Source organism: Brevundimonas fontaquae, from assembly GCF_017086445.1.
Lineage (GTDB): Bacteria > Pseudomonadota > Alphaproteobacteria > Caulobacterales > Caulobacteraceae > Brevundimonas > Brevundimonas fontaquae.
In genome coordinates this window covers 2,578,871-2,605,641 of the sequence record NZ_CP070968.1, presented here as the reverse complement: position 1 = coordinate 2,605,641, position 26,771 = coordinate 2,578,871, and the positions used below count along the sequence as shown (strand labels likewise).

Below are 26,771 nucleotides of genomic sequence, written 5' to 3'. Positions count from 1 at the left end.
ATAGGTGGCTCATGCGCAAATCCGACGAACCGAAATGGGCCGAGGGGCTGGTGAAGCCGCCGGCCTGGCGCAGCGACGGAACCGAGACGGTTTTCGACAGCCCGTGGATGGCCCTGACCCGGCATCCGGCGACGGCCCCGACCGGGATGAAGGCCGACTATGCCGTCGTGCGGTTCAAGAACGTCGGGACCGGCGTCCTGCCTGTTCACGAGGACGGGACGGTGACACTGGTGGGCCAGCAGCGGTTCGCCCACGCCAACTACAGCTGGGAAATGCCCGAAGGCGGCGCGCCGCTGGACGAGGATCCGTTCGACGGCATCCGGCGCGAACTGGCCGAGGAGGCGGGATTGCAGGCTGAACACTGGCTGCCGGCGCTGAAGGTCGAGATGTCGAACTCCATCACCGACGAGATCGGCATGACCTGGATCGCGTGGGGCCTGTCGCCCGCGCCGACCGATCCCGATCCCACCGAGATCATCGCCGTGGTGCGCGTGCCGTTCCTGGATCTGCTGGACGAGATCGGGCGGGGAACGGTGCGCGACAGCCTGACGGTGGCGACGGCCTACAAGGCCTATCATATGGCGATGAACGGCGAACTGCCCGAGGCGCTGGCGCGCGCCTTGCTGGGGCGCGTATGATGTCGCCGAAGGAGCCGGTCATGGCCAAGCTGGAAGTCGTCGCAGAACTCAAAATGGACAGCGTGTGGCGTCAGCTGCGCGCCTCGGCCGAAGCGGCGTCGCGCGAGGAGCCGCAACTGGGCTCGCAGATGAATGCGGTGATCCTGTCGCACGACGACCTGGCGGGCGCGCTGAGCTTCCAGATCGCGCGCAAGCTGGCGGACGGCGAGATGAGCGCCATGTCGGTGCGCGAGGTCTGCCTGTCGGCGTTCAAGGCCGATCCGTCGATGGTCGAGGCGGCGGAGGCCGATCTGCAGGCTGTGGCCGAACGCGACCCGGCGATCCGCAACCTGTTGCAACCCTTCCTGTATTTCAAAGGCTTCCAGGCCCTACAGGGCTGGCGCGTGGCGCACTGGCTGTGGGGACAGGGGCGCGAAACGCTGGCCTTCCACTTCCAGAGCCGGATTTCCGAACTGTTCCAGCTGGACATCCATCCGGCCGCGCAGATGGGCAAGGGGCTGTTTCTGGATCACGGCACGGGCATCGTGATCGGCGAGACGGCGGTGGTCGGCGACGACGTGTCGATGCTGCACGGGGTGACCCTGGGCGGGACGGGCGCCGAGCGCGGCGACCGCCATCCCAAGATCGGCAAGGGCGTCCTGCTGGGCGCCGGGGCAAAGGTGCTGGGCAATATCCATGTCGGCGACTACGCCAAGGTGGCGTCCGGCTCGGTGGTGCTGAAGGCTGTGCCGTCCGGCTGTACCGTGGCGGGGGTGCCGGCCCGGCTGGTCAACTGCCCGACCAACGCCGAACCGGCCCGCACCATGGATCACACCCTGGCCGATGTGGTGTACGACTTCGTCATCTGACCCGGCGCTTCACAGGGCGATCCTGAGCGAGGCGCGGACGCTGCGCGGGGCGCCGGGGTAGATCCACAGGGCGCTGTAGGAGCTGGCGGCGTAACGCTCGTCAAACAGGTTATCGACCTCGACGCGGGCCGTGACCTGGGGCGTCAGGCCATAGTCCAGCGCGGCCTTGGCCTTCCAGTGGGCAGGCAATTCGGGCGCGCCGAGCGCCAGGCCGCCGGCCCGGTCGCCGACGTAGGCCGCGCCGGTCATGAATGACCAGGTCGTGCCGTGGATGGTGGGGAAGCGACCGATCACGAACAGTGAGCCGGAATGTTCGGGCACGTTCAGCACGGCGTCGGTGGCGAACGCACGGTCGTCGGCCTGGGCGTCGGTCCAGCCGTAGTTGGCGACCACCTGCCAGACTTCGTCGATCTTCAGGGCGCCGTCCAGCTCGATCCCGCGAGTCGTCAGCTTGCCCACCGGAGCCAGGAAATTGGGATCGACCGGATCGGTCGTCAGAATGTTCGACTTCTCAATGTCGAAGACGGTGGCGGCGAGGTCCAGTCCGTCCCAGGCGCCGGCCAGGCCGATCTCGTAGCCCTTGCCATCCTCGGGCGCGAAGCCGGAGCCGCCGCGACCCGTGCCGGAGTTTAGCACGAACGACTGACCATAGCTGGCGTGGGCGGTCAGGTTGTCGGTCAGGCGATAGCGGGCGGCGAAACGGTATTTCAGGGGCGTATCGCGGGCCTCGCCGACGGCGCCGGTGCGGTTGTTTCGGATGGTCTGGTCGTAGTTGTCGAACCGCAGCCCGGCCAGCAGGCTGAGGCGGTCGTTCACCTCCCACAAATCCTGGGCGTACAGGGTGACGACGTCGCGCGTTTCCAGATTGTCGGTGAAGGGGAGGGGCGTCGGCGGCGTGACCGCGCCATACACGGGATTGAGGACATTGATCGGATAGGGATTGGCGGCGGTCGGATTGATGCGCAGCCACTTCTCGCCATAGGTCAGCTGATAGGCCTTCACTCCGAAACCGAGGTTGTGAACGCCCAGCCCCGTCTCGACCACGCCGTTCAACTCCAGCCGGGCCGACAGGTCCTCGACCGAAAAGTCGCGTCCGCGACGCTGACGCCACAGCTGGTCGCCGACCAGGCGCGACTGATCGCTGGACAGGCCCTTCAGCGAGCCGCCGCGCCAGGCGACGCCGCCGTTCAGGCTCCAGTCGTCATTGATCCGGTATTCGCCGGTGATCTGATGCCGTTCGTTGCGGAAGCGGGTCAGGCCGTCGCCGGGCTCGCCGTAGTAGTTCGAGGGCGGCAGAAACAGCGCGTCGCCGTTGATCGCCGGCATCCCCCGATCGAACAGGGTCGTGAAGGTGGTGAACTCGCCCACATAAATCAGGCGCAGATCGTTGGTGGGACGCCAGGTCAGGGAGGGCGCCACCACGGTGCGGTCCAGGCCGACATAGTCGCGCCAGCCGTTCGAAGTCTCGCCCGCCACCACAAGCCGTCCGGCCAGGGTGTCGTTGATCGGGCCGGTCAGGTCCAGTTCGCCGCGACGCAGACCGAATGATCCCACCGTGGCGGTAAAGGCGGCGGCGGGCGCAAAGCGCGGGGTCTTGGAGACGATATTGATGCGTCCGGCCGGGTCGATGTCGCCGAACAGGGCGCCGGACGGCCCCTTCAACACCTCGATCCGTTCGGACGTCGCCGGGTCGCGGGGCGGGGCCATGCCGCGATTGGCCAGAAAGCCGTCGACGTAATATTCCGCGCCGCCGTCGGGCGTGCCCAGGAAACCGCGGATGGCGAAGTTGTCCATGACGCCGCCGCGATTGTTCTGCTGGCTGACGCCGCTGACCAGTTCCAGCGCATCGGCCAGGCGCGTCGCGCCCACGGCCTTGATCAGATCGTTCTCGATGGAGCGGCTGGACGGCGACATGGCCTCGGTGATCGCTCCTGCACCCAGGGTCAGGTCACGCGGCGCCGAGCGGCGGCCCAGAACGACGATCTCCCCGACTGTCGCGGGTTCGGCCATCCCAACGGGCAAGGGGACGGGGGTGACGATGGGGCTGTTGGCGGCGCCCAGCAGGCAGGCGCCGGCGCAGCTCAGGAGGAGAGACAAGACAGACTCCGTTTGAAACGTTATAATATATCGGCTATCCGCTCCGGTATGACGATGTCAACTGCTGCAACGCCTGTCCCCGCCTTCGGCATTCCGATAACCACCGCGGTCCGAGCGGTCGGTCGGATTCGATCCATCGACGCCCTGCGCGGGCTGGTCATCTTGCTGATGCTGGTCGATCACGCGCGCGAGTCCTTCTTCATCCACGCCCAGGTCTCGGACCCGATGAATGTGGAGACGACCTCGCCGGCGTTGTTCTTCACGCGGCTGTCGGCGCATCTGTGTGCGCCCATCTTCCTGGCGCTGACGGGGGTGGGGGCCTGGCTTTACGGCAACAAGCAGGGCCAGGGGGCGCAAGGCGCCCGGTCGGCGGCTGACTTCCTGTGGAAGCGCGGCTTGTTTCTCGTCGTTCTGGAACTGACGGTCGTCGGTTTCGGCTGGAGCTTCTCGTTCACGCCGCAGATCATCTATCTGCAGGTCATCTGGGCCATCGGCCTGTCGATGATCGCGCTTGCGGCGCTGGCGCATCTGCCGCGTCCCGCCCTGATCGCCGTCGGATTGGTCATCGTCCTGGGGCACAACCTGCTGGACCCGATCACCATCGCAGCCGGTCAGCCCGGTCATGTGTTCTGGGCTGTGATGCATGATCGCAGCATGCTCGACCTGCCCTGGGGTGGTCAGGTGCGGACCTCCTATCCTCTGCTGCCCTGGATCGGGGTGGCGGCGCTGGGATACGCCATCGGGCCGTGGTTCATGCGTGAGCAGAGGACGCGGTTGCGGCGGCTGGTGCTGACAGGCTTGGGCGCTCTAGCCCTGTTCGTCGTGCTGAGGGCGACCAATCTGTACGGTGATCCGACGCCCTGGAGCGTGCAGGCCACGCCGATCCAGACGGTGATGAGCGTGCTGAACCTGACCAAATATCCGCCGTCCGCCGACTTCCTGCTGCTGACGCTGGGGGTTGGGGCGCTGATCCTGGCGGGGCTGGAGAAGGCGCCGGATCGGCTGATCGGCTTGCTGGCCGTGTTCGGCGCGGCGCCTCTGTTCTTCTACATCCTGCATATCTATGCGCTGCACCTGGTGAACCTGGCGGCGTTGGCCGTGTTCGGGCCAAATCAGGGTAACGGGTTCGCCGTGCCGGGAGTGGCTTGGCTGTGGGCGCTTGCGGCCCTCCTGGCCGTGCCTTGCTGGTTCGCCTGCCGATGGTTTGGCGGGGTCAAGCGGCGCAGTTCGCAATGGTGGATGAAGTATCTCTGAAGCGGGAAAATGCGCGGCGCCGGTTTCCCTGAACCGCCGATGTCTCTAGGGTCCGCCGCCAACGTCCAGACCATGAGGCCCCCCGTGAAAGACACCGACCTGAAGCGCATCGAGGCGCACCTCAAGCGCACCTTCAACACCGGCGGCATCATCGTGAAGGCCCGCCCCAAGCAGAATGACTCGGCCGAGGTCTATGTCGGCGACGAGTTCATCGGCATCGTCTTCGAGGACGAGGACGAGGAAGGTTCGTTCATGTTCGAAATGGCGATCCTGGCCGAAGACCTTCCGGCGTAAAACGCCGACCGATCCGACCGCCCGGCGTGAATGCGCCGGGCGGTTTTCGTTTGGGCCGACCCGTTCCGCGATGAGGGTCGGTCAGCGCGTGGGGGCTGCGCGTTCGAGGCCATACAGCGCCTCGACGATGTCCTCGGCCTTCTGCTGGACCAGTTGCTGGGCGTCGTGGACGCCGCGATTGTAGAAGGCGCCGCCGATCTCCGTGCCGATGAAGTCCAGCAGCATCTCGGCCGGAAGCTGGCCGAGTTCCTGATCCAGTTCGCGGGCGAAGTAGTCGCGCAGTTTGGCTGTGACCGCCGCGCGGTCTTCCTTGGAGAATTCGATCGGTTTCATGCGACCTCCGCCAAGGCTTCTTCGGCGGCCACCCAGGCGGCTTCGGCGGCGGCCAGATCGGCCTCGGTCTTGGCGCGGGCGCGGGTCAGGCCTTCGAGGGCTTTGGGATTGCTGACCGAGGCGGTGGCCATGTCGTCGTCGATGCGGGCGATCTCGGCCGTCAGGCGGGTCATATTCTCCTCGGCCTTCTTGACCGCATGGCGCAGGGTCGAGGGCGAGGGGCCGGATCGCTTCTTGTTGCCCCTATCGTTCGCGCCGCGGGCGCTCTCTGCTTGGGGGGCGCCTGAGTTCGCCTTGGCCTCTTCCTTCTTGATCTGGCTGGGCTTGGCGATGGCCTGTTTCGCGCGGTCGAGGACGAACTTGGCGTAGTCGTCCATGTCGCCGTCAAAGGGTTTCACCGTGCCGTCGGCGGCCAGCCACAGGCGATCCGCCACCATCTCCATCAGCGAGCGGTCGTGGGTGATCAGGATGACGGCGCCGTTGTAGTCGTTCAGCGCGTCCAGCAGGGCGCGACGGCTGTCGATATCCAGGTGGTTGGTCGGTTCGTCCAGGATCAGGACGTGGGGCGCGTCCATCGCCACCATGTTCAGCAGCAGCCGCGCGCGCTCGCCGCCCGACAGGCTGTCGACCGTTGTTTCCTGCTTCTCATAGCCCAGGCCGAACTGGGCCAGTTTGGAGCGGCGGGCGCTTTCGAGCGCGTCCGGCATGGCGCGGCGGATGATCTCCAGCGGCGTGTCCGTCGGGTCCATCGCCTCGATCTGGTGCTGGTGGAACCAGCCGACGCGCATCTTTCTGTCGCGGTGAAGCTCGCCCTCGGACACGTCCAGAGCGCCGGCGATCATCTTGGCGAAGGTCGACTTGCCGGCGCCGTTGACGCCCAGCAGGCCGATGCGGTCGTCCAAATCCATGCGCAGGTTCAGATTGCGCAGGATCGGCTTGCCCGGCTCATAGCCGACATTGGCCCGCTCCAGCCGGATCAGCGGCGGGGCCAACGGGCGCGGCGGCGAGGGCAGGGTGAAGGGGGCGACGCGCTCCTCGATCGTGGTGGCGACGGGCTGCATCTTCTCCAGCCGCTTCATGCGCGACTGGGCTTGGGCGGCCTTGGAGGCCTTGGCCTTGAAGCGATCAACGAAGGCCTGAAGGTGGGCGCGCTCGGCGTCCTGCTTGGCCTTGGCGGACAGCTGGAGGCGCGCCTTCTCAGCGCGGGCCTTTTCGAAGGCGTCGTAGTTGCCGGTGTAGAGCGTCAGGGTGTGGTTCGCGAGGTGCAGGATATGGGTGCAGACCTCGTTCAACATCTCGCGGTCGTGGGAAATGATCAGGGCGGTGTGCGGGTATTTCTTCAGCCGCGCCTCGAGCCACAGGGCGCCTTCCAGGTCGAGGTAGTTGGTCGGTTCGTCCAGCAGCAGCATGTCCGGCTCGGCGAACAGGGCGGCGGCCAGGGCGACGCGCATCCGCCAGCCGCCCGAGAACTCGGACATCGGTCGGACCTGGTTCTCCTGATCGAAGCCCAGGCCGACCAGGATTTCGGCGGCGCGCGCGGGCGCGGCGTCGGCGTCGATCTCGATCAGGCGCGACCAAATCTCGCCCATCTCTTCCGGTTCGGCGGTCTCAAGCCGGCCCAGCAGGGTGTGGCGTTCGACGTCGGCCTCAAGGATGGTGTCGATGACGCTGACGGGGGTCGCCGGATGCTCCTGATCGACCGAGCCGATACGGGCGGTCTTGGGCAGGCTGATCTCGTCGCCGGCGGCGTGAAGCTCGCCCAGGATCAGCTTGAACAGGGTCGATTTGCCGATGCCGTTGCGGCCGACCAGACCGACCTTGGAGCCGGGCGGCAGGCTGACGGAGGCGTCCACGAGAAACTTGCGGCCCCAGGCGTTGAAGGTCAGGTCGGTGATCTGGAGCATTGCGGCGAGGGTTCTTCGGTTGGTCGGCGTCCCTCAATCGGCAGGTCGCCATGCGGCGTGCGTCAGGGATGCAAAAAGGGACGGTTGGAAACGCGGGAGGTGGTCGCTATAAGCCCGCGACACTCAATCTCCCAACAAGAAGTCAATTCCCATGGCCGAACGTACCTTCTCGATCATCAAGCCCGACGCCACGCGCCGCAACCTGACCGGCGCGATCAACGCCGTGATCGAAGGCGCCGGCCTGCGCATCGTGGCCCAGCGCCGCGTCAAGCTGACGACCGAACAAGCCAAGAAATTCTACGAAGTGCACGCCGAGCGCCCGTTCTACGGCGAGCTGGTTGAGCAGATGACGGCAGAGCCGGTCGTCGTTCAGGTGCTGGAAGGCGACAACGCCGTCGCCGCCTATCGTGAAGTCATGGGCGCCACCAACCCGGAACAGGCCGCCGAGGGCACAATCCGTAAGCAGTTCGCCCTGTCGATCGGTGAAAACTCGGTCCACGGTTCGGACAGCCAGGACAACGCCAAGATCGAGATCGCCCAGTTCTTCACCGACGACCAGATCGTCGGCTAAGCGCTCAAGCTCGCGAGGAACCGCGTCCCGAGCGTAGCGCCGAAACAAAGCGATGCGAGAGCGAAGCCTCTCGCATAGCGTGACTATATAGGCCCGCGCCCGGAACCGGACGCGGGCCTTGTCGTTTGGTGGTCATTATCTCGTTCGTCTCCCGGAGAAGACCCATGAAGACCATGATCAAACTGGCCCCCGTCATCGGCGTCGTGGCCCTGCTGGCCGCCTGCGGCCAAACGATGGAACAACGCGCCGCCACCGGCGCCCTGGGCGGCGCCGTCGCCGGTCAGGTCATCGGCGGCAACACTGGTTCGACCGTGGCCGGCGCCGCCATCGGCGCCGTCGCCGGCGCGGCGACCAAGCCCCGCTAAATCCGTCTAGGTCTTTCGGGCGAAAGCCCGGATGGCAAAAAGGCCCGGAGCGTCGCTCCGGGCCTTTTCTACGTCTGACCTCTGGCGCCTTTACCAGATGCGGGCGCGGGCCTCGGGCGCGATATATTCCTTCTGGTCCGGTGAGACGCCGAAGGCCGCATACCAGGCGTCGATGTTGCGCGGCGAGGTCGCGGCGCGCACCGGGCCGGGCGAGTGCGGGTCCGTGGTCAACTGCTCCGTTAGCGCCGCCTCGCGCGACTTCTCGCGCCAGACCTGCGCCCAGCCCAGGAAGACGCGCTGATCGCCCGTCAGCCCGTCGATGACCGGCGCCGGCTGGCCGTTCAGAGACTTGTGATAGGCGTCCAGGGCCAGCAGCAGCCCGCCCAAGTCGGCGATGTTCTCGCCCATCGTCAGGTCGCCGTTGACGTGCACGCCGGGGATCGGCTCCAGCTTGTCGTAGATGTCGCCCAGCACCTTGGCGCGCGCCTCGAAGCGGGCGGCGTCTTCCGGCGTCCACCAGTCGCGCAGCACGCCGTCGCCGTCCGACTTGCGGCCCTGATCGTCGAAGCCGTGGGTGATCTCGTGGCCGATGACCGCGCCGATGCCGCCGTAGTTGACGGCCGGGTCCGCGTTCGGATCGAAGAAGGGCGCCTGCAGGATGGCGGCCGGGAAGACGATCTCGTTGCGCGGCGGGTTGTAGTAGGCGTTCACCGTCTGAGGGGTCATGCCCCATTCCAGCGGATCGACCGGCTTGCCGATCTTGCCGCGCTTGTAGGCCCATTCGAAGGCCGATGAGCGCTCGACGTTGCCGTACAGGTCGTCGGCCTTCAGCTCCAGCCCGTCATACGAGCGCCACTTGTCGGGATAGCCGATCTTCACCCCGAACTTGGACATCTTGTACAGGGCCTGCTCGCGCGTCGGCTCGCTCATCCAGTCCAGGGTCTTCAGCCGCTCGGTCATGGCGTCGCGGATGTTGCCGACCAGCGCTTCCATCTGGGCCTTGGACGAGGCGGGGAAATGCAGGCGGACGTATTCCTGGGCCAGGACCTCGCCCAGCTGACCGTCGACCAGAGCCACGCCCCGGTTCCAGCGGGGACGGTTTTCAGGCTGACCGCGCAGCGTCTTGCCGCGGAAGTCGAAGCGGGCGTCGACGAAGGCCTTTGACAGATAGGGGCTGGCCTGATCGACGACGTTGAACGCCTGCCAAGCCTTCAGCGTCTCGATCGGGGTGTCGGCGAACACCTGGGCGATGGCGGGGATGGCGGTGTTTTCCATCAGCACCAAGGTGTCGACGTCCGACACCTGGGCGCCGGCCAGGAAGCCGGCCCAGTCGAAGCCGGGAGCCAGGGTCGCCAGGTCCGAGGCCTTGGCCGGATTGTACAGCTTGTCGATCTGGCGACGCTCGACCGTCGTCCACTGCTTGTCGGCGACCTTGGTTTCGAAGGCGAGGATGTCGGCGGCGGTCTTGGCCGGATCGGCCCAGCCGATGGCGGTCAAGGTCGTCGTCAGATAGGCCAGATAGGCCTCGCGCTGGGCGGCGAAGTCGGGCTTCAGATAGTAGTCGCGGTCCGGCAGCCCCAGCGATCCCTGACCCAGATAGGCCGAGTTCAGATTGGGGTTCTTTAAATCCTCGAACACGTCGATGCCGAACAGGGAGCCGCCGAAGCCCGAATGGCTCTCGCCCATCAGGCGCGCCATGCCGGCGTGGTCGGTGACCGCCTTGACGGCGGCCAGGTCGGCGGCCAGCGGCGTCGCGCCCAACTGCTCGATCTTCGCCTCGTCCATGAAGCTGGCATACAGGGCGCCGACCTTGCGGGCGTTCTCGTTGGCGGGATTGGCGGCGCTGGTCTCGATGATCGATTTCAGCTGGGACTGGGCGTTCTCATACAGGACGTCGAACGGGCCGAAGCGCGACTTGTCGGCCGGAATCTCGGTCGTGCGCAGATAGGTTCCGTTGGCGTATTCGTTGAAGTCGTCGCCGGGCTTAACCGAGGTGTTGCGACCGGCCAGATCGAAGCCCCAGGCGCCGAAGGGGCTATGGGCCGCGCCGGCCATGCCGTGCGAATGCTGGTCCGAAGCGTTCTGGGCCGAAGCGTCCTGGGCCGAGGCCGCGCCGCCGGTGAGAGCGACGACGATACAGGCCGAGCAGGCGGCCATCAGACGAATGCGAGTCATGGATAGATAGGGTCCCGATTGAGGTCGGGCGCACCATTGCGCCGGTGCGGCGGTCTGTCGCATGACGTTTTTGTAATCTTCGCGCCGCTAACGGCGGGGCACGTCTCGGCAGAAGTCGCCCAGCACCTGCGGGTAAAGGTGATGCTCCGCCGTCTTGACCCGTTCGGCCAGGGCCTCGGCCGTGTCGCCCGCGACGATCGGTACGCGCGCCTGGCCCAGGATCGGGCCCTCATCCACGCCCTCGGTCACCAGATGGACCGTGCAGCCGGCCTCGGCGTCGCCGGCGGCGATGGCGCGGGCGTGGGTGTCTAGGCCCGGATAAAGGGGCAGCAGGCTGGGGTGGATGTTCAGCATCCGCTCGCGCCAGCCTCCGACGAGCCAAGGCGTAAGCACGCGCATATAGCCGGCCAGAGCCACGACCTCGACGCCCGCGTCGCGCAGGACGGCGTCCACCGCCCGCTCATGCGCCTCACGGTCCTTGTCGAACGATTTATGCGCCACGGTCGCCGTCGCCACGCCCTTGGCCGCCGCAATCGCCAGACCGCCCGCGCCCTCGATGTTCGACAGCACCAGCACGACCTCATAGCCGCTGTCCGGCGCCTGACCGGCGTCGATCAGCGCCGCCATGTTGGAGCCCGCCCCCGAGATCAGGACGGCGACGCGCGTTTTCACGAGATCAGGCCGCTTCCAGTTGTCCGCAGACGAAGGCGACTTCGCCGGCGTTGAGAAGGGCCGCCAGCACGGGCTGGGCGTTCTCGGGCGAGACGATCAGGATGAAGCCGACGCCGCAGTTGAAGGTGCGGCGCATCTCGTGGTCGCTGATGCCGCCGGTCTCCGCCAGCCACTGGAAGACGGCCGGCATGGGCCAAGCGTTCCAGTCGAAGCGGGCCTGCAGACCCTCGGCGATGCAGCGGGGTGGGTTTTCGATCAGGCCGCCGCCGGTGATGTGGGCCGCGCCCTTGACCAGGCCCGCCTTCATGATCGGCAGCACCGGCTTCACATAGATGCGGGTCGGCTCCATCAGGGCCTGGGCCAGCGAACGGTCCTTGGCGAAGGGGGCGTCGTCGCCCCAAGCCAGACCGGACTTCTCGACCACCTTGCGCACCAGCGAATAGCCGTTGGAGTGCGGGCCGGTGGAGGCCAGGCCGATGATGACGTCGCCGGCCGCCTGGCGATCCAGATAGGGCAGGGCGTGGCCGCGCTCGACGGCGCCCAGGCTGAAGCCGGCCAGGTCATAGTCGCCCTCGGTGTACATGCCCGGCATTTCGGCGGTCTCGCCGCCGACCAGGGCGGCTCCGGCCTGGCGACAGCCCTCGGCGATGCCGGCGACCACGCGGCGCGCGGCGTCGATCTCAAGCCGGCCGGTCGCGTAATAGTCGAGGAACAGCAGGGGCTCGGCGCCCTGGGCCAACAGGTCGTTGACGCACATGGCGACCAGGTCGACGCCGACGCCGTCATGACGGCCGGTCTCGATCGCGATCTTCAGCTTGGTGCCCACGCCGTCCGTAGTGGTGACGATCAGCGGATCCTGGAAGCCGGCGGCCTTCAGGTCGAACAGGGCGCCGAATCCGCCCAGCGAGGGCTCCGATCCGGGGCGCGCCGTCGATTTCGCCAGCGGCTTGATATGTTCGACCAGCATTTCGCCCGCGTCGATGTCCACACCCGCATCGGCGTAGGTCAGACCGTTTTCGAGAGGCTTTTGGGTGTCGCTCATGGGATCTCGGGCCTGAATCGGGGCGGAAATGCAGCGCGGCTCTTGCCACAGGTAGGATGCGCGGGGCTATAGCATCGGAATGACGCCGATCACCACCACCGAGGCGCTGGCCGATTTCTGCGCCCGCGTAGCCAACGCTCCCTTCATCACGGTCGACACCGAGTTCATGCGGGAAACGACCTACTGGCCGAAGCTCTGCCTGATCCAGGCGGCCTCGGCCGATCACGCCGCCATCATCGATCCGATGGCGGAGGGGCTGGATCTGGAGCCGTTCCTGGAGCTGTTGCGCGACGAGAAGATCGTGAAGGTCTTCCACGCCTGTCGCCAGGACGTGGAAATCTTCGTGCGCCTGGGGGCCATGCCCAAGCCGATGTTCGACACCCAGGTCGCCGCCATGGCCGCCGGGTTCGGCGAGCAGGTCGCCTATGATTCGCTGGTCCGGCAGATGCTGCGCATCGAGGTGGACAAGGGCAGTCGCTTCACCGACTGGGCGCGCCGGCCGTTGTCGGAGAACCAACTGGTGTATGCGCTGGGCGACGTGACCCACCTTGCGGCGCTTTACCCCAAGCTGCGCGACCGGCTGCAGAAGGAAGGCCGGCTGGAGTGGGTGATGTCCGAGATGGAGAGCCTGACCGATCCGGCCCTCTACGACACCAATCCCGAAAACGCCTGGAAGCGGCTGAAGCCCAAGAAGTTCTCGGCTAAATATCTGGCGGCGTTCAAGGCCGTCGCCGTCTGGCGCGAGCGGGCGGCGCAGGAGCGCGACCAGCCGCGCGGCCGCATCCTGAAGGACGAGGGGATCGACGAGATCGCCCAGCAGACCCCGACGGATGTCGAGGCCTTCAATCGCCTGCGCTCGGTGCCCAAGGGTTTCGGCGGTTCACGCCTGGGTCTGGAACTGGCCGAGGAGTTGAAGCGGGTTCTGGCCGATCCCGAAGCCTTTGCGCCCGAGATGGAGCGCCCCGCCCATCGCCAGCCGGCCCCGCCGTCGGTGGTGGAACTGTTGAAGGTGCTGCTGAAGGCCAAGAGCGACAACGCCGGCGTGGCCTCCAAGCTGATCGCCACCGTGTCGGACCTAGAAAAGATCGCCATCAGCGACGACGCCGACATCGACGCCATGAAGGGCTGGCGCCGCCAGATCTTCGGCGAAGACGCGCTGAAGCTGAAGCGCGGCGAGATCGCCCTGGTGCTGAACGGCGCGCGGGTGGAAGTCGTCGAGATCGAGTAGGGGCCGCTTAGCCTAAATCTTCAGCCCCAGGTCCATCGCCTCGGCGAGGGCCTTGGCGCGCTTCTTGGTCTGTTCGCCCAAGAGGACGTCGGCGTAGCCTTCGGTCGCGGTCAGGCGCAGGTCGCCGCCTTTGACCTTTGCGGTGGCGTTGGCCATCAGTTGGGGCGAGCGACCGGACAGATCGCAGGCCAGGCGAATAGCCAGGCCGATGGCGCGGGCGCGTTTGGCGGCGGCGGCGTCGAGCAGGCGGTCGATGACCTCGGGCTGAGGCGTGGCGGGCGCGCCGCCGTAGCGGGCGTTCATCGCGCTGGCCAAAAAGGCGCGTTCCGTGTGGCTGATGCCGGCGACGGGCGCGCGCAGCACCTGGTCGAAGACAAGCTCCAGCCGGTGATCCGGATGCAGCCGCGCGCCCAGATCCGCCAGACGGCAGGCCGCGCTGACCAGAACGGCGTCGCGTTTTTCGCCGAACACCTCGGGCAGGGCCGCGACGATTTCGGAAATCCAGCCGTTCAGCGCGCCGGGCAGGGCGGGAGCTACGCCCTGCCGACCGCCTAGGGCGGTGCAGCCGGCCAGAAGCGGATCGGCCGTGCGCGTCGCCTCGTCCAGCGTCTCGAACAGCAGGCCTTCGCGCACGCCCCAGGCCGACATCTCGATCTGTTTGAGCCCGAGATGTTTGATCAACGCCTCAAGCACCAGGCCGGCGTAGGGCAGGGTCTCGGCGCGCTTCTTCGACACGCCGGGCAGTTTGGCCAGGCTGGCCGCCGACTGTTGCGCGACCAGACGCGCGGTCTCCAGCGCCTCATCGGCCGACATCTGATACTGATGCACGACCTTCAGCGGATAGGATTTCAGGCCCATCTGCACCTGAGCCAGGGTACGCCAGGCGCCGCCGACGGCGTAGAGGCGCTCGCTCTTGAACTGGCCTGCGACCGGTTTCAGGGCCTGATCGATGCGGATCTTGATGCGCTCGGCGTCGAAGGCCTTGCCGTCAGCCAGAGCAAACGGACCCAGCGGCAGGGTCAGGCCATTCTCGACGCCGTCGCCGTTAAGCCGGGTCAGCTCAAGACTGGCGCCGCCCATATCGGCCGAGACGCCGTGAGCCAGGGGGGCGCCGGCCAATACGCCCATGGCCGCGTATTTGGCCTCTTCCTCACCCGACAGGACGCGGATCTGGAGGCCGGTCTCGGCGGCGACCCGTTCACAGAACTCCGGCCCGTCCAAGGCTTCGCGCACGGCGGCGGTGGCGGCGATCAGGGTCGCGTCAGGCCGCACGCCTTCCAGCACGGCGGCGAAACGGCGCAGCGCCGTCATCGCCATCACCACGCCCTCGGGCGACAGTTTGCGTGTCGTCGGCAGGTCGCGGCCCAGGCCGGCCAGAACCTTCTCATTATAGACGGTCCAGATCGCGCGGCCTTCCAGCCGGTACAGGACCAGACGAACCGAGTTTGAACCGATGTCGATCGCGGCGATGTCGCGGTCGGTAAGCGTGATGTCGGGCATCAGCGGCCTGGACGCTCGTAGCGCAGGACGGCGGGCAGGCTCTTGGCCTTGCGGCCGCGCCCGGACAGGCTGGGGTTGGTCATGAAGTATTTGTGGGCCGAGAAGGGCCGCTCCGGGTCGGCGGGGGTGACGCGTGTATAGCGCCCTTCGGCGTCCAGCACCCAGCTTTGTGCATCGTCCTTCAGATTGGCGACCATGATCTGGTCCAGCACCTGATCGTGGACGGTGGCGTTGCGGATCGGCGTCATAAGCTCGACCCGGCGATCCAGGTTTCGCGTCATCCAGTCGGCCGAGGAGATAAAGACCTTGGCCTTGTCATGCGGCAGGTCCTTGCCATTGGCGAAACAGACGATGCGGCTGTGTTCCAGGAAGCGGCCGACGATCGACTTGACCCGGATATTCTCTGACAGGCCCGGCACGCCGGGACGCAGGCAGCAGATGCCGCGCACCACCAGATCGATACGCACGCCCCACTGGCTGGCCCGGTACAGGGCGTCGATGATCTCGACATCGACCAGGGCGTTCAGCTTAACCCAGATCGCGGCGGGCTTGCCCATGGCGGCGGCCGACATCTCCTTGCCGATCAGTTCGATCAGCGTGGCCTTCATGTTCAGCGGCGAGACGACCAGGGCTTCGAGGTGGTCTGGCGTCGCATAGCCGGTGATGTAGTTGAACACCCGCGTCGCATCGCGCCCCAGCACGGGATCGCAGGAGAACAGCGACAGGTCGGTGTAAACCTTGGCCGTCACGGGGTGATAGTTGCCGGTGCCGAAGTGGCAGTAGGTGCGCAGGCCCTCGCCCTCGCGACGGACCACCACGCTGACCTTGGCGTGGGTCTTGTATTCGACGAAGCCGAAGACGACGTGGACGCCGGCCCGCTCCATCGCTCGCGCCCAGCGCAGATTGGCCTCTTCGTCGAAGCGGGCCTTCAGCTCGACCAGGGCGGTGACGTTCTTGCCGTTCTCGGCCGCCTCGATCAGGGCGGCGACGATGGGGCTGTCCTTGGAGGTGCGATACAGCGTCTGTTTGATGGCGATGACGTTGGGGTCGCGCGCCGCCTGACGCAGGAACTGAACCACCACGTCGAAGCTCTCGAATGGGTGGTGGATCAGCAGATCCTTTTCGCGAATGGCCGCGAAGACATCGCCGCCATTGTCGCGGACGCGTTCGGGGTAGCGCGGCTCATAACCCTTGAACTTCAGGTCCGGGTGGCCACCGGGGATCAGGTCCGACAGCTGGGCCAGGCCCAGCATGCCGTCGACGAGAACCACGTCCTGGGGCGCGGCCTCCAGCTCGCCGACGATGAAATCGCGCAGATCGACAGGCATGGACGCCTCGATCTTGACGCGCACCACCGAGCCCAGGCGACGCTGTTTCAACGCCTCCTCGAACTCCAGGACCAGGTCCTCGGCCTCTTCCTCGATCTCGATGTCCGAGTCGCGGATCAGGCGCAGAACGCCCTTTTCCTGAACCTCGCAGCCGGGGAACAGGTGGTCGATGAACAGCAGCAGCACGTTTTCCAGCGTGATGAACCGCTTGTGCCCCGGCGTGGAGCGGCCGTCGGTCGGCAGTTCCCAGAAGCGGCGCACCTGGGTCGGCACCGGCACCAGGGCGTAGAAGGTCTTGGTCTCGCCCTTGCGCTTCAGCTTCAGCGCCAGGGAGAACCCGAGGTTGGGCAGGAAGGGGAAGGGGTGGGCCGGGTCGATGGCGAGCGGCGTTAGGACGGCGAAGAGCTGGTTCAGGAACTCGGGTTCCAGACGCTCCTTCTCGGTCTTGGTGATCTTCTGGCGATCGACGATCTCGATGCCGGCGACGGTCAGCTCCTTCTTCAGCTGGCGCCAGCGCAACTGCTGTTCGGCCATCAGCTCGCCGGCGGCGATGTTGATCCGCTCCAGCTGTTCGGCGGGGGTCAGGCCGTCGGCGGACAGAACGCGCAGGCGTTCGCGCAACTGGCCCTTCAGGCCGGCGACGCGGGTCATGAAGAACTCGTCCAGGTTATTGGCCGAGATGGACAGGAACCGCAGCCGCTCCAGCAGCGGGTGGTTGGGGTTGGCCGCTTCTTCCAGCACGCGTTCGTTGAACGCCAGCCACGAGGTTTCGCGATTGAAGAACCGGCGGGGCGAGGCCATCAGCTCTTCGCTCAGCGCCAGTTGAGGGGCGCGAGAGGCGGGAACCTCTTCGCCTCGGGTGTCGTCATGGATCGCGGCGTCGGTCATGAACCGGTTCTCGCGCGCGTGTGTGACGGCCGCAAGCGGGCGCCGAGAAAATGTCGCGGGTCAGTCGGCGGCGTCCATGGCGTCAAGCACCTGACGCGCCAGAACGCGCGTGACCGGGCGGTGGAGGGCGTCCAGACGTTCGACCACCGAAGCGGCGGTCTCGGCCGAGCGGTCCAGGCGGCGGACCAGATATTCGATCACGTCGTCGGACGGGGTGATGCTGCGTTCGGCGAAGCGGGCGCGCAGGATGGCCGACAGGACCGCGTCGTCGGGCGCGGCTATGGCGACGGCGCGCACGGCGTCCAGCCGCGAACGCAGATCGGGCAGATCGACCGACCACTGGCGCGGGGCAGAGCGTGACACCAGCAGCAGGGCGCCGCCGCCGGAGTTGGCCAGGTTGATCAGATGAAACAGGCTTTCGTCGTCTGCGTCGGCCGCGCGGTCGAGCAGGACCGGCCGGCCTTCCAGTTCCAGCGGATCCATCAGCGCGGCCTCGGCGCCGTTCAGCGGCACGGCGCCGACCCGTTCGGCCCAGTCGGCGGCGAGGCGGCTCTTGCCCGATCCTGGGGGGCCGTGAAGCGCCAGCACGGCGCCTACGCCGTCGGGCCAGCGGGCCAGAACGCGCACGGCCTCGGCATTGCTGTCGGACGTCACGAAGGCCTCGCCCGCAACCGGCCGCTCCAGCGGCAGACGCAGCTGTTCGGTGGTCGTCGGGGGCAGGGCGCTCAGCGCGGACATGCGCCTGTCATAGCAGAGGCCGGCGTTAACCGCGTCAGGCCCGCGCTGTTGGTTGCGGGGAGCGAACCGCGCCCCTGTGGATGAAATCAGGCGAATTCGGCCAAAGCCGGGTTCAGCTTGCCGGCCTTGAACTCGGTCACTGTGTAATCGGCCAGGCCGTGAACCTGGAACGGATCGTCCTTCAGCAGGGTCTCCAGCTCTTGCTTGGTTCCGCCGCCGCGCACCACCAGAATGCCGCCGGTGCGCGGGACCATCGGCCCGGCGGCGATGATCAGACCGCTGGCGACATGCTGATCCAGCCACGCGCGATGTTCGACCGTCCGCGCCTCGATGGCTTCGATGGGCTGGGTGTAGGTGATGGTGACGATGAACATGGCGGCCTCGGGCGGGATGGAAGCGTCAGATATCATGCGCGGCGGCGGGCTTTGCAACGGCTGAAACCTTGACTTTCCGGGGCGATGATGCGTCCTACGCCGCTTCGATTTCGGGCGCCGACGGCGTCGGATTCCACCGCCCAGAGACTCCAGACGGTTCGTTTCATGCACGCCTATCGCTCTCACACCTGCGGCGCCCTGCGCGCCTCCGACGCCGGTTCCGCTGTTCGCCTGTCGGGCTGGGTTCACCGCAAGCGCGACCACGGCGGCCTGCTGTTCATCGACCTGCGCGACCACTACGGCCTGACGCAGCTGGTGCTGCACCCCGAGACGCCGGGCTTCGCCGCCGTCGAACGTCTGCGCGCCGAGAGCGTGATCAAGGTCGATGGCGAGGTGGTCGCCCGCGACGCCTCGGTGGTGAACCCCAACCTGCCCACGGGCGAGGTCGAGGTGCGCGTCCAGGGCGTCGAGGTGCTGTCCGAAGCCGCCGAACTGCCGATGCCGGTCTTCGGCGATCAGGAATATCCTGAGGATATCCGCCTGGCCAACCGCTTCCTGGATCTGCGCCGCGAGCGACTGCACAAGAACATCGTGCTGCGCTCCAAGGTGATCTCCTCGATCCGCCGCCGCATGGTCGACCAAGGCTTCCTGGAATATCAGACCCCGATCCTGACGGCCTCTTCGCCTGAGGGCGCGCGCGACTTCTTGGTGCCGTCGCGACTGCATCCGGGCAAGTTCTATGCGCTGCCGCAGGCGCCGCAGCAGTTCAAACAGCTGCTGATGGTGTCGGGCTTCGACCGTTATTTCCAGATCGCGCCGTGCTTCCGTGACGAGGATCTGCGCGCCGACCGTTCGCTGGAGTTCTATCAGCTCGATGTCGAGATGAGCTTCGTGACGCAGGAAGACGTCTTCGCCGCCATCGAGCCGCTAATGCACGGCGTGTTCGAGGAGTTTGGCGAAGGCAAGCCGGTCTCGGCCATCGACGGCGTCCACACCTTCACCAACGACTTCGGCGAGACGTTTGAACACAAGGGGTTCGAGCGCCTGACTTACGCCCAGTCGATGGCCTGGTACGGCTCGGACAAGCCGGACCTGCGCAACCCGATCAAGATGCAGGTCGTGTCCGACCACTTCCGCGACGGCGGCTTCGGCCTGTTCGCCAAGATCCTGGGCGCGGACGACAAGAACGCCGTCTGGGCCATCCCGGCCCCCACGGGCGGTTCGCGCGCCTTCTGCGACCGCATGAACAGCTGGGCGCAGGGCGAGGGCCAGCCGGGCCTGGGCTATATCTTCTGGTCCGAGGACCAGGGCGCCTGGGGCGGCCCGATCGCCAAGAATCTGGGTCAGGAACCGACCGAGGCCCTGATGTCGTCGCTGGGTCTGGGCCAAGGCGACGCGGCCTTCTTCGTCGCCGGTCAGCCGGGCGTCTTCGCCAAGTTCGCCGGCCTGGCCCGCACACGCGTGGGCACGGAGCTGAAGTTGGTGGACGAAGAGCAGTTCAAATTCTGCTGGATCGTCGACTTCCCCATGTTCGAATGGTCGGAAGAAGAGAAGAAGGTCGACTTCAGCCACAACCCCTTCTCCATGCCGCAGGGCGGGCTGGAGGCGCTGGAAGGCCAGGACCCGCTGACCATCCGCGCCTATCAGTACGACATCGTCTGCAACGGCTATGAGCTGTGCTCGGGCGCGATCCGGAACCACAAGGCCGAGATCATGCTCAAGGCGTTCGAGATCGCCGGCTACGACGCCTCGGTGGTCGAGGAGCAGTTCGGCGGCATGTTGAACGCCTTCCGCTTCGGCGCGCCGCCGCACGGCGGCCTGGCCCCCGGCATCGACCGCATCGTCATGCTGCTGGCCGGCGAGACGGCCATCCGCGAGGTCATCGCCTTCCCGCTGAATCAGCAGGGCGAGGATCTGCTGATGAACGCTCCGACCGAGGCCGAGGAGCGCCAGCTGAAGGATGTCCACATCCGCACGGCCCTGCCGATCAAGGTGTGATTGGCGAGGTCTGATCAAAGACGAAGAAGGGGGACGCTTCGCGGCGTCCCCCTTTTTTGTGCTCGCGCCCAGGGCGAGCACAATTGCCTGCAACCGCAAACCGGGATTTACGTTCGGATCGGACGTTAATCTTTCGGTAACCAAATGCGACGCGCCATTCGACTGGGTATCTTCATCGGCACCGTGCTGGGCATGAGCGCCTGTGCGACCCAGTATGACGCGAACGGCCGGCCGGTTTCGGGTGCTTACGGCTCGGTCGAAGCTGGGCGGACGGGCTGAGCGCAAAGGAAAACGTGGCGCTGGTCGCGATCCTGCCCTAATGTAGCGCTGCGGACGCCGTCTGTCGCGCCGCGTCGGTCCCCAAAACCCCCTAGATGTTACTCATCGCTATTGCTGTCGTTCTGCTCCTGGTGGTGCTCAACGGCTTGTTCGCCATGACTGAATTGGCGGTCGTCTCCTCGCGGAAATCCAAACTACAGGCGAGGGCGGAACGGGGCGACCGGGGGGCCAGGGCGGCGCTGAAGCTGTCGGAAGAACCGACTCAGTTTCTGTCGGCGGTTCAGGTGGGCATCACCTTGATCGGCATTCTGGCGGGCGCCTATGGTCAGGCGACCATCGCGGGCGAGCTGGATCGCATTCTGGAAGTCGCCTTCCCGGCGCTGGTGAAATATACTGAGTTCTTCGCCACAGCCCTGGTGGTCGTGTGCATCACCTATGTCTCGCTGATCATCGGCGAACTGGTGCCCAAGCGCCTGGCGCTGATCTTCCCCGAGACGGTGGCGTCCAAGATGGCCGGGCCGATCTCCAAGCTGGCGATCGTGCTGAAGCCGTTCGTCCTGCTGCTGACCGCCTCCACCTCGGGCATCCTGAAGATCATGGGCGTCAAGGATCGCGACGGCTCCGACGTGACCCAGGAAGAGGTGGCGACCATCCTGGCCGAAGGCACCTCGGCCGGCCTGATCGAGCCGGAAGAGCAGGTGATGATCGAGGAAATCCTGCGCCTGGGCGACCGTCCGGTGCGGGTGGCCATGACGCCGCGCCACGACGTGTTCTGGATCGCCCTGGACGACCCCGAAGAGATGCTGCGCGAAGAGATTCGCACCTGCCCCTATTCGCGGATCGTGGTGGCGCGCGAGAGCGATGTCGATAATCCGCTGGGCGTGGTTCACAAGAAGGATCTGCTGGACAGCCTGCTGACCAACGGCAAGTTCGACATCGAGCCGCTGGTCGCCGAACCGGCCTTCATTCCTCAGTCGACCTCGGTGTTGAAGGCGCTGGAGATCCTGAAGGGCTCGCGGGTCCACATGGCCTTCATCGTCGACGAGTACGGGGCCTTCGAAGGCGTGGTGACGGCGACGGACATCCTGGAAATGATCGCCGGCGACTTCAACGAAGGCCATGACGAAGAGCAGGCCTGGATCCATCAGCGCGCCGACGGCAGCTGGCTGGTCGACGGTCAGACGGACCTGGACGAACTGGCTGACAAGCTGGGCGAGGACTTTGGCGAGCATGAAGGCTTCCACACCGTCGCCGGCCTGATTCTGCACCAGATCTCGCGCGTCCCGGACGAGGGCGAAGTGCTGCAGGTCGGCCGATTCGAGGTTGAGGTCGTGGATATGGACGACCGCCGCATCGACAAGCTGATCTTCAAGGAACTGGTGAAGGCCGAGGCCGAGCGCGAAGCCATCGCCGCGCATCTGGAAGACTGATCGCAAGTGTCACATCGCCCTTGAAATAGCGGGCGGTGTCGGGCATACGCCCCCCTCTGGCGAACGCACGGACCTTTCGGGTTTGCGCGGTTGTCTAGGAGTTTAGCTCAGCTGGTAGAGCACCGGTCTCCAAAACCGGGGGTCGTGGGTTCGAGTCCCCCAACTCCTGCCAATCCCCCCTGTCGCTTCCGGATGGGACTTCCCATCTGGGGCGACAGGAACAATTGTGTGAAGAGCAACTGATGGCCAAGGCCAAAACTCCCGGCAAGCGGCCTCAAGGCAGCGCGAAGCCCCAGATGGGCGCCAAGCCTCAGGCGGCCGGCGCCGCCTCCATCACGGTCGATTCGCCCGAGCCCAAGAAGCCCCGCACCAGCCCCGGCCAGTTCCTGAGCCAGGTGCGCGCCGAAGGCCGCAAGATCGTTTGGCCCAGCCGCAAGGAGACCTGGATCACCTCGGTGATGGTCTTCATCATGGTCATAATCGCCTCGATCTTCTTCTGGATCGTGGACACCGGCTTGGGCTACGCCTTCCGCTACATCATCGCTCTCGGATCCTGAGAAAGACGCGCCCATGACCGATGCAGCGCCTGCAAAGCCCGCCAATCCGCGCCACAAGTGGTACATCGTCAACGCCTACTCGAACTTCGAGAAGAAGGTCGCCGAGCAGCTGCGCGATCAGGCCAAGCAACAGGGCCTGGAAGACGCCTTCTCCGAAATCCTGGTTCCGACCGAGGACGTCGTCGAGATCCGTCGCGGCCGCAAGGTGAACTCGGAACGCAAGTTCTTCCCCGGCTATGTGCTGGTGAAGATGGAAATGACCGACCAAGCCTATCACCTGGTCAAGAACACGCCGAAGGTCACGGGCTTCCTGGGCGCCGCGGGCGGCACCAAGCCTCTGCCGGTCTCCGAGCGTGAAGTTCAGAACATCATCGGCGCCGTGGAAGAGGGCGTCGAGCGTCCTAAGCCCACCATCCGCTTCGACATCGGCGAGAAGGTCAAGGTCATCGACGGCCCGTTCGCCAGCTTCGACGGTTCGGTCGAGAGCGTGGACGAAGAACACGCCCGCCTGCGCGTCGCCGTGTCCATCTTCGGCCGCGCCACGCCGGTCGAACTGGAATACGCCCAGGTGGAGAAGGTCGCGGGCTGAGGCCGACGCACCTGTCGAGATTTAAGCCGCGTCCGAAAGGGCGCGGCTTTTTCGTTTCCGCGGCGAGGGCTGGGCGGTGCGTTGCCTTTCCATCCCCCCTCTGTTAAACGCGAGCCTTCGCTCGGCGGGCCTTCGGTTCGTGGAGCGTCAAATCCGTGGGAGGCAGCCATGCCGCACCACGGCTCACCGGCTCGCCGTTCATTCGCCGGGTCATTCATAGGAGAGACCAATGGCCAAGAAGATTCTCGGCTATATCAAGCTGCAAGTGCCGGCCGGTTCGGCCACGCCTTCGCCCCCGATCGGCCCGGCTCTGGGTCAGCGCGGCGTGAACATCATGGGCTTCTGCAAGGAGTTCAACGCGCGCACCGAGAAGGAAGCCAAGGGCACCCCGCTTCCGACCGTGATCACCGTCTATCAGGACAAGTCGTTCACCTTCATCACCAAGACGCCGCCGGCGACCTGGTACCTGAAGCAGGCCACGGGCCTGAAGTCGGGTTCGAAGCTGGTCGGCCGTGAAGTCGCCGGCAAGATCACGCAGGCGCAACTGCGCGAGATCGCCGAAAAGAAGATGAAGGATCTGAACGCCAACGACATCGACGCGGCGGCCAAGATCATCGAAGGCTCCGCCCGCGCGATGGGCCTCGAAGTGGTGGAGGGCTAAACCATGGCCAAGCAAACCAAGGCCTTCAAGGCCCGCACCGGCGTGACCCAAGACCTGCTGCCGTTCTCCGACGCCATCAAGCTTGCCAAGGAAAACGCCAAGGCCAAGTTCGACGAGTCGCTGGAAATCTCGGTCAACCTGGGCGTCGACCCGCGTCACGCCGACCAACAGGTCCGTGGCGTCGTCAACCTGCCGTCGGGCACCGGCCGTGACGTTCGCGTCGCCGTCTTCGCCAAGGACGCCAAGGCCGCCGAAGCCACCGCAGCCGGCGCCGAACACGTCGGGGCCGAAGATCTGTACGAAAAGATCGCCGGCGGCTTCATGGAGTTCGACCGCGTGATCGCGTCGCCGGACATGATGGCCCTGGTCGGCCGTCTGGGTAAGGTGCTGGGCCCGCGCGGCCTGATGCCGAACCCCAAGGTCGGCACCGTGACCCCGAACGTGGCCCAGGCCGTCAAGGACGCCAAGGGCGGCGCCGTGGAGTTCCGCGTCGAGAAGGCGGGCATCGTCCACGCCGGCATCGGCAAGGTGTCGTTCACCCAGGACGCCCTGGAAGCCAACGTGAAGGCCATCGTGGACGCCCTGGTGCGTTCCAAGCCGTCGGGCGCCAAGGGCACCTATGTGAAGCGCATCAGCCTGTCCTCGACGATGGGCCCGGGCTTCAAGGTCGACCCAGCCTCGCTGGGCGCCTAAGTCGAAAGACAAGCCACGCTGAAGAACGGCGGGGAGCGATCCCCGCCGTTTTTTCTTGCCCGGATCAGTAAGCCGCTGTGAAGCGGGCGCGGCTGTGCTTCGGGTTCTCCAGTTCGTCGACCATGGCGATGGCGTAGTCGGAGAAGCCGATCTTGCTGTCGCCGTTGGCGTCCACGACCAGTTGGTCGGTCCCGGTGCGATAGCGGCCCAGGCGCGGCGTTTCCTCGATCAGGGCGGCGGGGGAGAAGAAGGTCCAGTTGATGTCCGTTTCCTGACGCAGGTCTTCCAGGAAGGTCAGGCCGCCCTTGGCGATGGGCTTCCATTCGGCCGGAAACTGCGGCGTGTCGAACAAGAGGACGCCGGGCGCGACCTCCAGGCTGGCGGCGCCGCCGGTGACGAGCAGGCGCGGGACGCCGGCGGTCTTCAGCGCGCCAAGGATCGTCGCGGCGGGAACATCGAAGTGCAGGGCGCTGATGACGGCGTCCGAACCCTTGATCAGATCGGCGACCGCGGCAGCGTCCGAGGCGTCGCCGGCGACAGGCGTGACGCCGGTGGCGCTGGGAATCGCCTCCGGCTTGCGGGCGATGGCGGTGACCGTGTGACCGCGCGCGGCCAGTTCCTTGGTGATTTCCGAGCCGGCGCGACCGCTGGCGCCGAGAACTGCGACTTTCATGGAAGGCTCCTTTGGGTATCCAATGGATACCAGGTGCGATATGGGATGCGCCCATGCAAGACGGCACTTCTCAGACACCTGGTCACCTTCAAGAAACCTGGCTGCGCGGCGACGTGTTCGCAGCGAACTGTCCGACGCGGCAGCTGCTGGACCGGATCGCCGACAAATGGAGCACCCTGATCCTGATCGTGCTGGGAGAGGGGCCGATCCGGTTCAACGCCCTGAAGCAGCGGGTCGACGGGGTGTCGCAGAAGATGCTGAGTCAGACGCTGAAATCGCTGGAGCGCGACGGGCTGGTGTCACGCTCCGTCGTGGCCACCGTGCCGGTGTCGGTGACCTATGCGGTCACGCCGCTGGGCCGAACCCTTATGGCGGCGATGCAGTCCATGATCGACTGGGCCGAGACCCGGATGCCGGAAGTCGCGGCCGCGCAAATGGCCTACGATCAGCGATCCTCCGACGCCCACTGACTTTTTTATCGCCTGCGGCGAACGGCCACGCTCGACCCGCGTTCCAGTCGCGACCTTGAAGGGGGCGATATGTTCGGACTGGGAAAACTGATGGGCGAAAAGCCCGGTGTGGGCGGCCACGACCCGTGGAAGGGGCGGCTCGCGTTCGGCGCCATCGTGCTGGTGTCGGCCTATTTCGCGGTCCAGCTGATCGTGACCTTGCAGACGCTGTGGCTGCTGATCTTCGGGGCCATCGTGGTGTCGGTGATTCTGCGCGCCCTGGCCGATCCCATCGTGCGCTGGCTGAAGGCGCCGGACCCGCTGGCCGTCTTCCTGTCGCTCCTGATCGTCGTCGCTGTGCTGGCGGGCGTGCTGACCCTGTTCGGCACGCAAATCACCGAGCAGGTCGTCGCCTTGTCCGCCGTGGTGCCGGAAGGCTGGAACCAGGTGCAGTCCTGGATTCAGGCCCAACCTTATGCCGCGCAGCTGTTCGACCAGATTCAGGGCTTGGGCGACCGAGCCGGTCAGGCGCTGCAAGTGGCGCAGAAGTTCGCCCTGGGCTTCGCATCTGGCGTGACGACGCTATTGCTCGTCGTTGTGGCCGGCGTCTTCCTGGCGATCGAACCCGCCAAGTCGCGCGAGGGGCTGCTGTCCATGCTGCCCATGGATCGGCGACCGAGGATGCGCGAAGTGCTGAACAGCTGCGGCAAGGCGCTGAAGGGCTGGCTGAAGGCGCAGCTGTTCTCGATGGTGCTGGTAGGGACACTAACGGGCGTAGGGCTGGCCATCATCGGCGTGCCGTCGGCGCTGGGGCTGGGTCTGCTGACGGGTCTGGCGCAGTTCGTGCCGATCGTCGGGCCCATCGTCTCCACCGTGCCGGCCGTGCTGGTTGGCGCCACGCAAGGGTGGCAGACGGCCCTGATGACGCTGGCGCTGTATGTCGTTGTGTCCCAGCTGGAGAGTAACTTCATCACGCCGATGGTGCAGAAGAACGTCGCGAACTTGCCCGTGGTGTTGGGCATCTTCGCCGTCGTGGGCATCGGCACTCTGTTCGGGCCGCTGGGCGTGCTGTTCGCCACGCCGCTGGCGCTGGTGCTGCACACGCTGATCACCATGCTGTATCGTCAGGACGTGTTGGGCGATCCAAAGGCCAAGGCGCCGGGAGAGAAATAAATGGGACCGTCCGTGGTCTG

General features: G+C 66.1%; 27 protein-coding genes and 1 tRNA gene. 17 read left to right on the top strand and 11 right to left on the bottom strand.

The features are described 5' to 3' along the window. Window positions 1-11 precede the first annotated feature (11 nt). The gene (locus JX001_RS12710; protein ID WP_205681281.1) at window positions 12-638 is read left to right on the top strand and encodes an NUDIX domain-containing protein; all 627 of its coding nucleotides are present in this window, start codon (window positions 12-14) and stop codon (window positions 636-638) included. 20 nt (window positions 639-658) lie between these two features. Then, window positions 659-1,486 carry a serine O-acetyltransferase gene (cysE, locus tag JX001_RS12705; protein WP_205681280.1) on the top strand — a complete coding sequence of 276 codons (828 nt, stop codon included), beginning with the start codon at window positions 659-661 and terminating at the stop codon, window positions 1,484-1,486. A gap of 9 nt (window positions 1,487-1,495) precedes the next feature. On the opposite strand, the gene JX001_RS12700 is transcribed toward cysE, so the two are convergent. After that, window positions 1,496-3,583, bottom strand: coding sequence for a TonB-dependent receptor (locus JX001_RS12700; protein ID WP_205681279.1), 2,088 nt, complete (start codon window positions 3,581-3,583; stop codon window positions 1,496-1,498). Between the two features lie 54 nt (window positions 3,584-3,637). Here JX001_RS12700 and JX001_RS12695 point away from each other — a divergent pair, with 54 nt between their 5' ends. Further along, on the top strand, window positions 3,638-4,837 hold the full coding sequence (locus JX001_RS12695; protein WP_205681278.1) for an acetyltransferase domain-containing protein: 1,200 nt from the start codon (window positions 3,638-3,640) through the stop codon (window positions 4,835-4,837). An 84-nt stretch (window positions 4,838-4,921) separates the two neighbouring features. Further along, window positions 4,922-5,131 (top strand): DUF3126 family protein, encoded by a 210-nt coding sequence (locus JX001_RS12690; RefSeq protein WP_017504669.1) that lies wholly within the window; start codon window positions 4,922-4,924, stop codon window positions 5,129-5,131. Window positions 5,132-5,212: 81 nt separating this feature from the next. Here JX001_RS12690 and JX001_RS12685 read toward each other — a convergent pair whose 3' ends face one another. Beyond that, entirely contained in the window at window positions 5,213-5,464 is a 252-nt protein-coding gene (locus JX001_RS12685) for a DUF2164 domain-containing protein (RefSeq protein ID WP_205681277.1), read from the bottom strand. Beyond that, a complete protein-coding gene (locus JX001_RS12680) occupies window positions 5,461-7,368 on the bottom strand; it encodes an ABC-F family ATP-binding cassette domain-containing protein (protein ID WP_205681276.1) in 1,908 nt (635 codons plus the stop codon). The genes JX001_RS12685 and JX001_RS12680 overlap by 4 nt, the downstream gene beginning before the upstream one ends. A gap of 151 nt (window positions 7,369-7,519) precedes the next feature. Between JX001_RS12680 and ndk the strand changes: the two genes are divergently transcribed. Together ndk and JX001_RS12670 are read left to right on the top strand one after the other, a co-directional pair. Next, entirely contained in the window at window positions 7,520-7,939 is a 420-nt protein-coding gene (ndk, locus tag JX001_RS12675) for a nucleoside-diphosphate kinase (RefSeq protein WP_205681275.1), read from the top strand. A gap of 164 nt (window positions 7,940-8,103) precedes the next feature. Next, on the top strand, window positions 8,104-8,304 hold the full coding sequence (locus JX001_RS12670) for a YMGG-like glycine zipper-containing protein (RefSeq protein ID WP_017504673.1): 201 nt from the start codon (window positions 8,104-8,106) through the stop codon (window positions 8,302-8,304). 90 nt (window positions 8,305-8,394) lie between these two features. On the opposite strand, the gene JX001_RS12665 is transcribed toward JX001_RS12670, so the two are convergent. From JX001_RS12665 to purM, 3 genes are all read right to left on the bottom strand, one after another. Then, the gene (locus JX001_RS12665) at window positions 8,395-10,479 is read right to left on the bottom strand and encodes a M13 family metallopeptidase (RefSeq protein WP_205681274.1); all 2,085 of its coding nucleotides are present in this window, start codon (window positions 10,477-10,479) and stop codon (window positions 8,395-8,397) included. Between the two features lie 87 nt (window positions 10,480-10,566). After that, the gene (purN, locus tag JX001_RS12660) at window positions 10,567-11,106 is read right to left on the bottom strand and encodes a phosphoribosylglycinamide formyltransferase (RefSeq protein WP_205683188.1); all 540 of its coding nucleotides are present in this window, start codon (window positions 11,104-11,106) and stop codon (window positions 10,567-10,569) included. Between the two features lie 49 nt (window positions 11,107-11,155). Further along, the gene (gene purM / locus JX001_RS12655; protein WP_205681273.1) at window positions 11,156-12,193 is read right to left on the bottom strand and encodes a phosphoribosylformylglycinamidine cyclo-ligase; all 1,038 of its coding nucleotides are present in this window, start codon (window positions 12,191-12,193) and stop codon (window positions 11,156-11,158) included. Between the two features lie 79 nt (window positions 12,194-12,272). On the opposite strand from purM, the gene rnd reads away from it, so the two are divergent. After that, window positions 12,273-13,421: a ribonuclease D gene (rnd, locus tag JX001_RS12650; protein ID WP_205681272.1), complete on the top strand. Its 1,149-nt coding sequence runs from the start codon at window positions 12,273-12,275 to the stop codon at window positions 13,419-13,421. Between the two features lie 12 nt (window positions 13,422-13,433). Here the strand turns inward: rnd and JX001_RS12645 are convergent, their stop codons facing one another. The 4 genes from JX001_RS12645 to JX001_RS12630 all read right to left on the bottom strand — a co-directional run bounded on the left by JX001_RS12645 (window position 13,434) and on the right by JX001_RS12630 (window position 18,285). Then, window positions 13,434-14,921 carry a Ppx/GppA phosphatase family protein gene (locus tag JX001_RS12645; RefSeq protein ID WP_205681271.1) on the bottom strand — a complete coding sequence of 496 codons (1,488 nt, stop codon included), beginning with the start codon at window positions 14,919-14,921 and terminating at the stop codon, window positions 13,434-13,436. Beyond that, window positions 14,921-17,137, bottom strand: a complete 2,217-nt coding sequence (locus JX001_RS12640) for an RNA degradosome polyphosphate kinase (protein WP_165116135.1) — start codon at window positions 17,135-17,137, stop codon at window positions 14,921-14,923. Before JX001_RS12640 ends, JX001_RS12645 begins: the two co-directional genes overlap by 1 nt. 60 nt (window positions 17,138-17,197) lie before the next feature. Then, window positions 17,198-17,875, bottom strand: a complete 678-nt coding sequence (locus tag JX001_RS12635; protein WP_205681270.1) for a P-loop NTPase family protein — start codon at window positions 17,873-17,875, stop codon at window positions 17,198-17,200. A gap of 86 nt (window positions 17,876-17,961) precedes the next feature. Beyond that, the gene (locus JX001_RS12630; protein ID WP_241004641.1) at window positions 17,962-18,285 is read right to left on the bottom strand and encodes a YciI family protein; all 324 of its coding nucleotides are present in this window, start codon (window positions 18,283-18,285) and stop codon (window positions 17,962-17,964) included. Window positions 18,286-18,414: 129 nt separating this feature from the next. Here JX001_RS12630 and aspS point away from each other — a divergent pair, with 129 nt between their 5' ends. From aspS to rplA, 8 genes are all read left to right on the top strand, one after another. Further along, on the top strand, window positions 18,415-20,247 hold the full coding sequence (gene aspS / locus JX001_RS12625; protein ID WP_205681269.1) for an aspartate--tRNA ligase: 1,833 nt from the start codon (window positions 18,415-18,417) through the stop codon (window positions 20,245-20,247). Window positions 20,248-20,391: 144 nt separating this feature from the next. Continuing rightward, window positions 20,392-20,526 (top strand): hypothetical protein, encoded by a 135-nt coding sequence (locus tag JX001_RS16395; RefSeq protein WP_255360388.1) that lies wholly within the window; start codon window positions 20,392-20,394, stop codon window positions 20,524-20,526. A 95-nt stretch (window positions 20,527-20,621) separates the two neighbouring features. Then, a complete protein-coding gene (locus tag JX001_RS12620; RefSeq protein ID WP_181669109.1) occupies window positions 20,622-21,956 on the top strand; it encodes a hemolysin family protein in 1,335 nt (444 codons plus the stop codon). A 96-nt stretch (window positions 21,957-22,052) separates the two neighbouring features. After that, window positions 22,053-22,128: transfer RNA gene (locus tag JX001_RS12615), tRNA-Trp, on the top strand. A gap of 70 nt (window positions 22,129-22,198) precedes the next feature. Further along, on the top strand, window positions 22,199-22,513 hold the full coding sequence (gene secE, locus JX001_RS12610) for a preprotein translocase subunit SecE (RefSeq protein ID WP_205681268.1): 315 nt from the start codon (window positions 22,199-22,201) through the stop codon (window positions 22,511-22,513). A 13-nt stretch (window positions 22,514-22,526) separates the two neighbouring features. After that, window positions 22,527-23,102: a transcription termination/antitermination protein NusG gene (gene nusG / locus JX001_RS12605; RefSeq protein WP_017506694.1), complete on the top strand. Its 576-nt coding sequence runs from the start codon at window positions 22,527-22,529 to the stop codon at window positions 23,100-23,102. A 229-nt stretch (window positions 23,103-23,331) separates the two neighbouring features. Next, a complete protein-coding gene (gene rplK / locus JX001_RS12600) occupies window positions 23,332-23,763 on the top strand; it encodes a 50S ribosomal protein L11 (protein ID WP_055754816.1) in 432 nt (143 codons plus the stop codon). A 3-nt stretch (window positions 23,764-23,766) separates the two neighbouring features. Beyond that, window positions 23,767-24,456 (top strand): 50S ribosomal protein L1, encoded by a 690-nt coding sequence (gene rplA, locus JX001_RS12595; RefSeq protein WP_017506695.1) that lies wholly within the window; start codon window positions 23,767-23,769, stop codon window positions 24,454-24,456. Between the two features lie 64 nt (window positions 24,457-24,520). On the opposite strand, the gene JX001_RS12590 is transcribed toward rplA, so the two are convergent. Beyond that, window positions 24,521-25,129: an NAD(P)-dependent oxidoreductase gene (locus JX001_RS12590; protein WP_205681267.1), complete on the bottom strand. Its 609-nt coding sequence runs from the start codon at window positions 25,127-25,129 to the stop codon at window positions 24,521-24,523. Between the two features lie 53 nt (window positions 25,130-25,182). Between JX001_RS12590 and JX001_RS12585 the strand changes: the two genes are divergently transcribed. Further along, on the top strand, window positions 25,183-25,599 hold the full coding sequence (locus tag JX001_RS12585; RefSeq protein ID WP_205681266.1) for a winged helix-turn-helix transcriptional regulator: 417 nt from the start codon (window positions 25,183-25,185) through the stop codon (window positions 25,597-25,599). A gap of 69 nt (window positions 25,600-25,668) precedes the next feature. Then, the gene (locus JX001_RS12580) at window positions 25,669-26,751 is read left to right on the top strand and encodes an AI-2E family transporter (RefSeq protein WP_205681265.1); all 1,083 of its coding nucleotides are present in this window, start codon (window positions 25,669-25,671) and stop codon (window positions 26,749-26,751) included. Window positions 26,752-26,771 lie beyond the last annotated feature (20 nt).

Excerpts from the sequence above, each read along its gene's own strand:
- JX001_RS12710 (WP_205681281.1), top strand. The coding sequence starts at position 12 with ATGCGCAAATCCGACGAACCGAAATGGGCCGAGGGGCTGGTGAAGCCG.
- cysE (WP_205681280.1), top strand. The coding sequence starts at position 659 with ATGGCCAAGCTGGAAGTCGTCGCAGAACTCAAAATGGACAGCGTGTGG.
- JX001_RS12695 (WP_205681278.1), top strand. The coding sequence starts at position 3,638 with ATGTCAACTGCTGCAACGCCTGTCCCCGCCTTCGGCATTCCGATAACC.
- JX001_RS12685 (WP_205681277.1), bottom strand. The coding sequence starts at position 5,464 with ATGAAACCGATCGAATTCTCCAAGGAAGACCGCGCGGCGGTCACAGCC.
- JX001_RS12680 (WP_205681276.1), bottom strand. The coding sequence starts at position 7,368 with ATGCTCCAGATCACCGACCTGACCTTCAACGCCTGGGGCCGCAAGTTT.
- ndk (WP_205681275.1), top strand. The coding sequence starts at position 7,520 with ATGGCCGAACGTACCTTCTCGATCATCAAGCCCGACGCCACGCGCCGC.
- JX001_RS12670 (WP_017504673.1), top strand. The coding sequence starts at position 8,104 with ATGAAGACCATGATCAAACTGGCCCCCGTCATCGGCGTCGTGGCCCTG.
- JX001_RS12665 (WP_205681274.1), bottom strand. The coding sequence starts at position 10,479 with ATGACTCGCATTCGTCTGATGGCCGCCTGCTCGGCCTGTATCGTCGTC.
- purN (WP_205683188.1), bottom strand. The coding sequence starts at position 11,106 with ATGGCGGCGCTGATCGACGCCGGTCAGGCGCCGGACAGCGGCTATGAG.
- purM (WP_205681273.1), bottom strand. The coding sequence starts at position 12,193 with ATGAGCGACACCCAAAAGCCTCTCGAAAACGGTCTGACCTACGCCGAT.
- rnd (WP_205681272.1), top strand. The coding sequence starts at position 12,273 with ATGACGCCGATCACCACCACCGAGGCGCTGGCCGATTTCTGCGCCCGC.
- JX001_RS12645 (WP_205681271.1), bottom strand. The coding sequence starts at position 14,921 with ATGCCCGACATCACGCTTACCGACCGCGACATCGCCGCGATCGACATC.
- JX001_RS12640 (WP_165116135.1), bottom strand. The coding sequence starts at position 17,137 with ATGACCGACGCCGCGATCCATGACGACACCCGAGGCGAAGAGGTTCCC.
- JX001_RS12635 (WP_205681270.1), bottom strand. The coding sequence starts at position 17,875 with ATGTCCGCGCTGAGCGCCCTGCCCCCGACGACCACCGAACAGCTGCGT.
- JX001_RS12630 (WP_241004641.1), bottom strand. The coding sequence starts at position 18,285 with ATGATATCTGACGCTTCCATCCCGCCCGAGGCCGCCATGTTCATCGTC.
- aspS (WP_205681269.1), top strand. The coding sequence starts at position 18,415 with ATGCACGCCTATCGCTCTCACACCTGCGGCGCCCTGCGCGCCTCCGAC.
- JX001_RS16395 (WP_255360388.1), top strand. The coding sequence starts at position 20,392 with ATGCGACGCGCCATTCGACTGGGTATCTTCATCGGCACCGTGCTGGGC.
- JX001_RS12620 (WP_181669109.1), top strand. The coding sequence starts at position 20,622 with ATGTTACTCATCGCTATTGCTGTCGTTCTGCTCCTGGTGGTGCTCAAC.
- secE (WP_205681268.1), top strand. The coding sequence starts at position 22,199 with ATGGCCAAGGCCAAAACTCCCGGCAAGCGGCCTCAAGGCAGCGCGAAG.
- nusG (WP_017506694.1), top strand. The coding sequence starts at position 22,527 with ATGACCGATGCAGCGCCTGCAAAGCCCGCCAATCCGCGCCACAAGTGG.
- rplK (WP_055754816.1), top strand. The coding sequence starts at position 23,332 with ATGGCCAAGAAGATTCTCGGCTATATCAAGCTGCAAGTGCCGGCCGGT.
- rplA (WP_017506695.1), top strand. The coding sequence starts at position 23,767 with ATGGCCAAGCAAACCAAGGCCTTCAAGGCCCGCACCGGCGTGACCCAA.
- JX001_RS12590 (WP_205681267.1), bottom strand. The coding sequence starts at position 25,129 with ATGAAAGTCGCAGTTCTCGGCGCCAGCGGTCGCGCCGGCTCGGAAATC.
- JX001_RS12585 (WP_205681266.1), top strand. The coding sequence starts at position 25,183 with ATGCAAGACGGCACTTCTCAGACACCTGGTCACCTTCAAGAAACCTGG.
- JX001_RS12580 (WP_205681265.1), top strand. The coding sequence starts at position 25,669 with ATGTTCGGACTGGGAAAACTGATGGGCGAAAAGCCCGGTGTGGGCGGC.